The sequence below is a fragment of the Pseudomonas sp. PDM16 genome (assembly GCF_014851865.1).
Classification (GTDB): domain Bacteria; phylum Pseudomonadota; class Gammaproteobacteria; order Pseudomonadales; family Pseudomonadaceae; genus Aquipseudomonas.
Genome location: NZ_JACVAM010000007.1, coordinates 219,429 through 226,552 on the forward strand (window position 1 = coordinate 219,429; position 7,124 = coordinate 226,552).

Annotated in this window: 6 protein-coding genes; 2 read left to right on the forward strand and 4 right to left on the reverse strand. The window is 64.5% G+C overall.

Translation table 11 applies throughout. The features are described 5' to 3' along the window. Positions 1-2: 2 nt before the first annotated feature. Complete coding sequence (locus tag IB234_RS21750; RefSeq protein WP_192321931.1) at positions 3-1,199, reverse strand: acetyl-CoA C-acetyltransferase; 1,197 nt, start codon at positions 1,197-1,199, stop codon at positions 3-5. Positions 1,200-1,461: 262 nt separating this feature from the next. On the opposite strand from IB234_RS21750, the gene IB234_RS21755 reads away from it, so the two are divergent. Beyond that, positions 1,462-2,703: an OprD family porin gene (locus IB234_RS21755; RefSeq protein WP_192321932.1), complete on the forward strand. Its 1,242-nt coding sequence runs from the start codon at positions 1,462-1,464 to the stop codon at positions 2,701-2,703. A 502-nt stretch (positions 2,704-3,205) separates the two neighbouring features. Here IB234_RS21755 and IB234_RS21760 read toward each other — a convergent pair. The 3 genes from IB234_RS21760 to IB234_RS21770 form a co-directional block, all read right to left on the reverse strand. Beyond that, a complete protein-coding gene (locus tag IB234_RS21760) occupies positions 3,206-4,012 on the reverse strand; it encodes an HpcH/HpaI aldolase/citrate lyase family protein (protein WP_192321933.1) in 807 nt (268 codons plus the stop codon). A 1-nt stretch (position 4,013) separates the two neighbouring features. Beyond that, a complete protein-coding gene (locus IB234_RS21765) occupies positions 4,014-5,174 on the reverse strand; it encodes an acyl-CoA dehydrogenase family protein (protein ID WP_192321945.1) in 1,161 nt (386 codons plus the stop codon). Between the two features lie 66 nt (positions 5,175-5,240). Next, positions 5,241-6,068, reverse strand: coding sequence for a MaoC family dehydratase N-terminal domain-containing protein (locus IB234_RS21770; RefSeq protein ID WP_192321934.1), 828 nt, complete (start codon positions 6,066-6,068; stop codon positions 5,241-5,243). A gap of 425 nt (positions 6,069-6,493) precedes the next feature. Between IB234_RS21770 and IB234_RS21775 the strand changes: the two genes are divergently transcribed. Beyond that, positions 6,494-6,922 (forward strand): DUF2834 domain-containing protein, encoded by a 429-nt coding sequence (locus IB234_RS21775; RefSeq protein ID WP_318652057.1) that lies wholly within the window; start codon positions 6,494-6,496, stop codon positions 6,920-6,922. Positions 6,923-7,124 lie beyond the last annotated feature (202 nt).

Genomic DNA, 7,124 nt, shown 5'->3' on the forward strand with positions numbered 1-7,124 from the left:
CCTCACACCCGTTCGAACAGCGCGGCCATGCCCTGGCCACCGCCGATGCACATGGTTTCCAGGCCGTAACGGGCGTCGCGGCGCTGCATCTCGTGGAGCAGGGTGGTCATGATGCGGATGCCGGTGGCGCCAATCGGGTGGCCGAGGGAGATGCCCGAACCGTTGACGTTGACCCGCTCGATGTCGTCCATCTGCCAGGCGCGCAGCACGGCCAGGGCCTGGGCGGCGAAGGCCTCGTTGACCTCGATCAGGTCCATCTCGGCCAGGCTGCGGCCGGTGCGTTCGAGCAGCTTGGCCACCGCCGGTACCGGGCCGATGCCCATGCGCGAGGGTTCACAGCCGGCTGCGGCCCAGTCGACCAGGCGCGCCAGCGGTTGCAGGTTGTAGCGCTTGGCGTACTCCGGCGACACCACCAGGCAGGCGGCGGCGGCGTCGTTCTGCTGGCTGGAGTTGCCGGCGGTGCACACGCCGTCGGGCAGCAGCACGCGCAGGCCGCTCATGCTCTCCAGGCTGGCGTCGGCGCGGATGCCTTCGTCCATCGCCACCGTGGTGCTGGTACCGCGCTTGCCCGGCACGTTCAGCGCCACCACTTCATCGGCGAAGCGCCCGTCACGCCAGGCGGCCGCGGCGTTGAGGTGGCTGCGCACGGCGAAACGGTCGGCGTCCTCGCGGCTGATGGCGTAGTCGCGGGCCAGGTTCTCGGCGGTCTCCGGCATGCCGGAGATGCGCCCGAAGCGCTCCACCGGCTGTGAGCGTTCGCGGCCGCGCTCCAGGCGGTCGTGGAATTTCACGCTGCCGGCGCGCGCGCCCCAGCGCAGGTCGGTGCTGTAGTACTCGATGTTGCTCATGCTCTCCACGCCGACTACCAGCACCGCCTGGGCGTGGCCGGTCTGCACGTGCATGGCGGCATCGGCCAGCGCCTGCAGGCCGGAACCGCAGCGGCGGTCGAGGGTGTAGCCCGGCACTTCGATCGGCAGGCCGGCGGCGAGCGCGGCGTAGCGGCCCATGCAGGGCGCTTCGCTGGAGGCATAGGACTGCGCGACGATCACCTCGTCGAGGGAAGTCGGCGGCACGTCGAGGCGTGCCATCAGGGTCTGGATCAGCGTGGCGGCGAGCTGGTCGGCGGTCAGCGGGGCGAGGGCACCGCCGAACTTGCCGATGGGCGTGCGCAGGGGCGAAACGATCAGCGCGTCTTTCATAGCAGCGAAACCTTGGGGCAGTGGCGAGTTCGGGCCAGCATGGGCAACTCGCCAGGGGCGGACAATTTCGCATCGCGAAAGCCGGTCTTTCGCATTGCTTAAGCGCTGCCGCCAGATGGGGCCTGTACTGCATGTTTACCTGCGCCGAACGGCCACTTAAGGAAAACCCAATACCTGAGGCGCGAGCGGCCTGCGCATGCTTGCTCGCACCGGTGTTTGCCCCGGAAGACCTACAAAAACAATCAAGACGGAATCCAACACGATGTCTAAAAGCTCGCTCGCGCAGCTCTGCGGTCTGCTCGCACTTCCCCCGATCCTGGCGCTGCCCACGCAGGCCAGCGCAGACTTCATCGAAGACAGCACGGTCAACCTGGCCATGCGCAACTTCTACTTCAACCGCGACTTCCGCCAGGACAACGCCGCGCAATCCAAGCGCGAGGAGTGGGCGCAGGGCTTCATGTTCAACGCCAAGTCCGGCTACACCGAAGGCACGGTCGGCTTCGGCGTCGACCTCTACGCCGCCCTCGGCGTGAAGCTGGATTCCTCCGACGCGCGTGCCGGCACCGGCCTGCTGCCCAACGCCTTTGGCGACGAAGGCCCGGACACCTACAGCGACCTCTCCGGCGTGGCCAAGATGAAAATCTCCAAGTCCGAACTGAAGGTCGGTGGCTTCATGCCCAAGTCGCCGGTGCTGCTGTCGAGTGACGCGCGCCTGCTGCCGCCGATCTTCAATGGCGCCACGCTGACCTCCACCGATATCAACAACCTGGCGCTCGACATGGGCCGCTTCAACAAGGTCAACTTCCGCAACTCCAGCGGCAACCACGACGAAATCCTCGCCGGCAACTACGGCGTGGGCGGTGATCACTTCGACTACTTCGGCGCCATCTACTCGTTCAGCCCGACACTCAACGCCTCCTACTGGCGCGCCGAGCTGGAAGACGTCTACGAGCAGAACTACTTCGGCCTGCAGGCCAGCAGCAAGCCGCTGGGCGGCTGGATTCTCGGCGCCAACCTGGGTTATTTCGATTCGTCCGAGAACGGCGCGGCGCGCGGCGGCAACATCGACAACGGCCTGACCTCGATACTGCTCTCGGCCAACCATGGCGCACACACCTTCCGCGTCGGCTACCAGGACAACAGTGGCGACAATCCCTTCCCATACCTGCAGGACGCCGACGCCAACGTCGCCAACGTGGTGCAGATCCTCGACTTCACCCGTGCCGAGGAAACCTCCTGGCAGGTGCGTTACGACATCGACTTCGCCACCTTCGGCGTGCCCGGCCTGACCTTCTTCGCCCGCTACCTGCGCGGTGACGGCTACGAGATCGCCGGCGAGAACGGCAAGGAATGGGAACGCAACCTGGACCTCAGCTACGTGGTGCAGGAAGGCCCGCTGAAGAACCTCGGCATCCGCTGGCGCAACGCCATGGTGCGTTCCGACGGCGCCGGCGAGCTGGACGAAAACCGCCTGATCCTGTCGTACACCATCCCGTTGAAATGAGTCACGGGCGCCGGCCTCCACAAGAAGCCGGCCACCTGCACCCGAGGCGCCGGGATGGGCCCGCGCCTCGGTGACCCGCAGTCCGCCCTGCTGCGGCACGTTCCTCGCGCTGAACACAGACGCCCGACCCTCACGAGGGGTTGGGCGTTTCTGTTGGTGTGCATCCAACAAACGGTTGCCTGGCGCGCACCGGTGATACGCGCGGGCTTGCCGGTGCGCATGGCGCACCCTACAACGGCGGCGTGCCGTTGGTGGGCCGCCACCTCACACGAGAGCTGCGTCGTAGGGTGCGCCGTGCTCACCGGGGATATGTGCGGGCTTGCTGGTGCGCATGGCGCACCCTACAACGGCGGGCGTCGTGTCGTTGGCGGTGCCGCGACTTCACGCGTGAGCTGCGTCGTAGGGTGCGCCGTGCGCACCGCCCAGGCGCCTCGGTTCCTCGATGTTTATCGCAGGCAAAAAAAGACCCGGCAGAGCCGGGCCGAGGAAGAACTCCGTTATGTCACCCCGCGCTGGCCAGCAGCCGCTGGGCTCGCGCAATGACTGGTGCATCGATCATCTGCCCGTCGAGCTGGTAGGCGCCGCTGCCTCCCGAGGCGGCTAGCACCCGCTGTGCCCAGTCCAGCTCGGCAGCGCTGGGTGCCAGGGCCGCATGCACGGCGGCGACCTGCTTCGGGTGGATGCACAGCATGCCGGCAAAGCCCATGTCGCCGGCATCACGGGCGAAGCGGGCGAGGCCGAACAGGTCTTCGATATTGGGGAATACCGTGTCCAGCGGCGGTGCCAATTCGGCCAGGCGCGAGTGCACCAGCAGCACGAAGCGCGCCTGGTCGAGCAGCCGTTCGGCCGCCGTGGTCCCGGCCACCAGGCCCAGGTCCAGGCTCAGATCGAGGCCGCCGAAAGTCAGGCGCTCGACACCGGCGACACGCGCGATCTGCGCCACCTCGGCCAGTCCGCGTGCGCTCTCGACAATCGGCATCACCGGTTTACCGAGCGCGGCAACGTGCGCCACCTGCTCGGCGCTTTCCGCCTTGGGCAGTAGCACACCGAGCACGCCGGCGTGTCGGCACAGCTCCAGATCGGCGGCATGCTCGGCGTGGCTGGCCATGTTCACCCGCACCCACACACGCGCCTCGGCATTGCTGTCGAGAAAGGCGCGCAGATTATCTCGCGCCTGGGCCTTGAGCGGCGCTTCCACGGCATCCTCGAAGTCGACGATCACCGCGTCGGCGCCCGTGGCCAGGGCCTTGGCGAAACGCTCGGGACGGCTGCCTGGGACGAACAGTGCGCTGCGCAGCACGGTACTCATCTCAGAACGACCGCGGCAGGTCGAGCAGGTGCTCGGCCACGTAGGACATGATCAGGTTGGTGGAGATTGGCGCCACCTGATACAGGCGTGTCTCGCGGAATTTGCGCTCGACGTCGTACTCGCAGGCGAAGCCGAAACCGCCGTGGGTCTGCATGCAGGCGTTGGCCGCGGCCCACGAAGCTTCGGCGGCCAGGTACTTGGCCATGTTGGCAGCGCCGCCGGCATTCAACCCTGCGTCGTATTCCTCGCAGGCGCGCCAGCGCATCAGGTCGGCGGCTTCCACCTCGATGTGCGCCTTGGCGATGGGGAACTGCACGCCCTGGTTCTGCCCGATCGGGCGACCGAACACGCTGCGGTCGCGGGCGTAGCCGCTGGCCTTCTCGATGAACCAGCGGCCGTCGCCGATGCACTCGGCGGCGATCAGCGTGCGCTCGGCATTCAGGCCGTCGAGGATGTAGCGGAAGCCCTTGCCCTCTTCGCCGATCAGGCTGTCGGCAGGGATTTCCAGATTGTCGAAGAACAGCTCGTTGGTCTCGTGGTTGACCATGTTGGCGATGGGCTGCACGGTCAGGCCGTTGCCGATGGCCTCGCGCAGGTCGACCAGGAAGATCGACATGCCGTCGACCTTCTTCTTCACCTCGGCCAGCGGTGTGGTGCGCGCCAGCAGGATCATCAGGTCGGAGTGCTGCACCCGCGAGATCCACACCTTCTGCCCGTTGACTACGTACTTGTTGCCCTTGCGCACGGCGGTGGTCTTGATCTTGGTGGTGTCGGTGCCGGTGGTTGGCTCGGTTACGGCCATGGACTGCAGGCGCAGCTCGCCGCTGGCCAGCTTCGGCAGGTAGTACTGCTTCTGCGCATCGGTGCCGTTACGCAGCAGGGTGAACATGTTGTACATCTGCCCGTGCACGGTGCCGGAGTTGCCGCCGCAGCGGTTCACTTCCTCGAGAATCACCGACGCCTCGGCCAGGCCCAGGCCCGAGCCGCCGTACTCTTCGGGGATCATCGCCGACAGCCAGCCGGCGTCGGTCAGCGCCTTGACGAAGGCTTCGGGGAAGCCCTTTTCCTCGTCGATCTTGCGCCAGTACTCGGCGGGGAATTCGGCACACAGGGCGCGCACGCCGTCGCGGATGGCATTCAACTCTTCACTGTTGCGGTCGATCATGGGGCTTCCTCGGAAACAGGCGCCCGCCGATGGCGAGCGGTTTTTCATGGGGTCGTTATGGGGTCAGTCGAACTGCACGTCGGCGCGCTGGCATAGGCCGCTGGCGTTGCTCGCCCACAGCTCGGCATGGCCGGGCTGGGTGTGGCGGCCGCCCACCTGGAAGGCATCGGGCGCGATCAGCGGGCGCACGCCGCGGAAGGCGAAGCGGCGCAGGCGCGCCAGCGGGTTGGCCTGCACGAAGGCATTCAGGCTCAGGGTGGCGGTCAGCGGGCCGTGCACCACCAGGCCGGGATAGCCCTCGGCCTCGGTCACGTAGGGCCAGTCGAAATGGATGCGGTGGGCGTTGAAGGTGACGGCGGAGTAGCGGAACAGCAGCACCGGATCGGGCGTCACGCTGGCCTGCCAGTCCGCCTCGGCCACCGGCTCGCCGACACCGAGCTTGGGCGGCGTTGGCTCGCGGTAGACGATGTCCTGCTCCTCGCGGATGCACAGCACGCCGTTCTGCACGTACTCGTGCTGCAGGGTGACGAACAGCAGCGAGCCGGTCCGCCCGTGCTTCTCCTCGATCTGCTTGATGGTGGTGGTGCGACAGGCTTCGCTGCCCACGCGTAGCGGCTCGATGAACTCCAGCCGCCCACCGGCCCACATGCGATTGCGCCCATGCGCCGGCGGCATGAACCCGCCCAGCGCCGGATGCCCATCCGGACCCAGGCCGCTGCAATCCACCGGCTCATTGAAGAAGCACCAGTGCCACAACCACGGCAGCTCCTCGCCATGGGCCGGAGCCTGCACATCGAAGGTCGCGGCGATACGCCGGACCAGGTTGCGACTGAGTTGATCATGTGTCGCCTGGGTGCGGCCCAGCCATTGCGCCGGATCGAAATGTTGCATGCCTTGCATCCACTCTTTGGGTAATGGCGGGCATGATTGCAATGCACAGGGGGAGGGAGGTATTTGCTTTTGCGGAAGTCGGCCTCAAGCTCAAACTAACATGGCGCTGTCGACGGATCGCAGGGTGGCGGTGGGCATCGTCTGTGCCCGGAGAGTTGCCCGCACCTCGAAAAGGCTGCCCTTACCATCCTTAGCCATCAGAGCGCGTGAATTGCTATCGCTTCTGGCGCAATCCAGCTTTCGTAAAACACCATAAGACGTTGTTCTCTGGCCTTATTAGGGGCAGCCCCCAGAGATAACCATCCTGTCCTGGCCGTACCGTTGCGCTGATAGCTGCATGCCATTACCTTGGGATCGTCCACTGGCGCTTTTTGCTCTTTCCTCCTGTCGTGCTTGATCCGATATGTGAAAGGAAAATCAAGAGCTTGGCGCTCGACAAGGAACGTTATGCGACACAAGTGGCGGAAAACATTACGCCACTTCTGTCGCCTACTTATAGTTATGTTTCACTTCTAGCCAAGGAAGGTGCCATGAAAAAAGCAGTTTTACCCCTAATCGTATTGCTTGCTTTCACAGCCTATACAGCATTTGCCATGTCGCAGGCAGAGCAATCTCTTATAGACTTTGGCATTGAACTAATGTCCGACCTAGACACCGCGCAAGTCGTTATTGATCTCTACATCTTGGCTGCACTTGCTTGCATCTGGATGTATCAAGACAATAAATCACGCAAAAAGCCATTCATTGCCATAGTCCCTTACATAGCAATCACAGCAGTTTTCGTATCCATCGGCCCATTGCTCTACCTTGTCGTCAAAGGTTTCTCAAAGGAGCAAGGTGCCGGTGCAACATAACAATTGGTTCAAGTCGTTCGCTTCGCTCACTGCGGGACCGGCTAAAGCCGGCCCCTTAACCAAACGTTAGCAGCCATGAGCAATAAATTGGAACTCCTCAGCTTTATTGAATTTTTTGAGTCCGAGCCTGAGTGGACACATGAAATGGACTGGTTCTATGGCGCGCGCTTTATTACAACACGGGGCTCAGACACCGTAATAG

Excerpts from the sequence above, each read along its gene's own strand:
- IB234_RS21750 (WP_192321931.1), bottom strand. The coding sequence starts at position 1,199 with ATGAAAGACGCGCTGATCGTTTCGCCCCTGCGCACGCCCATCGGCAAG.
- IB234_RS21755 (WP_192321932.1), top strand. The coding sequence starts at position 1,462 with ATGTCTAAAAGCTCGCTCGCGCAGCTCTGCGGTCTGCTCGCACTTCCC.
- IB234_RS21760 (WP_192321933.1), bottom strand. The coding sequence starts at position 4,012 with ATGAGTACCGTGCTGCGCAGCGCACTGTTCGTCCCAGGCAGCCGTCCC.
- IB234_RS21770 (WP_192321934.1), bottom strand. The coding sequence starts at position 6,068 with ATGCAACATTTCGATCCGGCGCAATGGCTGGGCCGCACCCAGGCGACA.